This window comes from Vibrio sp. Vb0937 (genome assembly GCF_033338855.1).
This window is the reverse complement of record NZ_JAWOTK010000292.1, coordinates 1-1,214: the sequence shown is the minus strand read 5'-3', so window position 1 is coordinate 1,214 and position 1,214 is coordinate 1. Positions and strand designations below refer to the sequence as shown.

2 protein-coding genes are annotated in these 1,214 nt (G+C 43.6%); one reads left to right on the top strand and one right to left on the bottom strand.

The genetic code is table 11. The features are described 5' to 3' along the window. The coding region (locus R7P67_RS25170) for a YceI family protein (protein WP_318086366.1) at positions 1-560 on the top strand (560 nt) is incomplete at its 5' end. A gap of 119 nt (positions 561-679) precedes the next feature. Here the strand turns inward: R7P67_RS25170 and R7P67_RS25165 are convergent. Then, a partial coding sequence (locus R7P67_RS25165) for a CBS domain-containing protein (protein WP_318086365.1) occupies positions 680-1,214 on the bottom strand: 535 nt, incomplete at its 5' end.

Below are 1,214 nucleotides of genomic sequence, written 5' to 3'. Positions count from 1 at the left end.
CACTCTTCGCTACAGGACTAGCAATTGCTATGGCACTGCCTTTAGGTGCTCAGGCTGCAGACTACGTTATCGATACGAAAGGTGCTCACGCGTCTATCAACTTCAAAGTTAGCCACTTAGGTTACAGCTTCATCAAAGGTCGTTTTAATACTTTTTCTGGTGACTTTTCTTTTGATGAAAACAACATTGCTGACTCAAAAGTAAACGTAGTAGTAGACACCACAAGCTTAGACTCAAACCACGCTGAGCGTGATAAACACATCCGCAGCGGCGATTTTATTGATGCTGGCAAATACAGCGAAGCGACTTTTAAGAGCACGAAAGTGGTTGATAAAGGTAATGGTAAGCTAGACGTAACGGGTGATCTAACGCTACACGGTGTTACTAAGCCTATTACTATCGAAGCTGAGTTTGTTGGCGCAGGTAACGACCCATGGGGTGGTGAGCGTGCTGGTTTTGTTGGCACAACTCGTCTAGAGCTTGCTGATTTCGATATCCCAGTAATGGGTTCATCAAGCTACGTTGATATGGAACTGCATATCGAAGGCGTGAAGAAGTAATTACGCTTTGAATAAATGAAAGCGCTCTTGGTTTCAAGAGCGCTTTTTTATTGGTGCCATGTAACGCTGTTAGTTTCTAACAATTAGCGTTTTGTTATTGTTCGTTCTTTCTTTATTGTTTAAGCAGTTTCTAGTGCTTTATCTTCAACAAGGTTTAGTCGCTCACCGAATACTGGACGTAGGGCTTTAAGGACTTCTTGGCGAGTAACAACACCAACCATTTGACCATTTTCAAGAACCGGCAATACTTGCGGTTTGCTAACCTTCATGCTTTTCGCTCGTTCTTCTAGAGATAGAGAAGTTAGGCGAGTTGCAATCCCCATGCTGCTTGTTGGGTATAGTTGCTCTTTGTCGATGCATAGGAACTCGACCACATCCACCAAACGATCGCCAGCATCAATTGCAACGACATCACGGCTCATCAAATCAACCACTTTTTGATCTTTCACTGGGATGTAATCTTGACACCACAGTTCAACCATCACGTCGTGTGCAGAGAAGAAACCAACTAAACGATTGTGGAGATCCACCACTGGTGCGCTTGTTAGATTGTTGTCTAATAGAGTATCAAGAGCTGCGGCTACAGGCATTTCCACGCTGAGTGTAACCGGTTTTGGATTCATTGTTTCCTTTTCGGAAGATGCGTTTTTCATT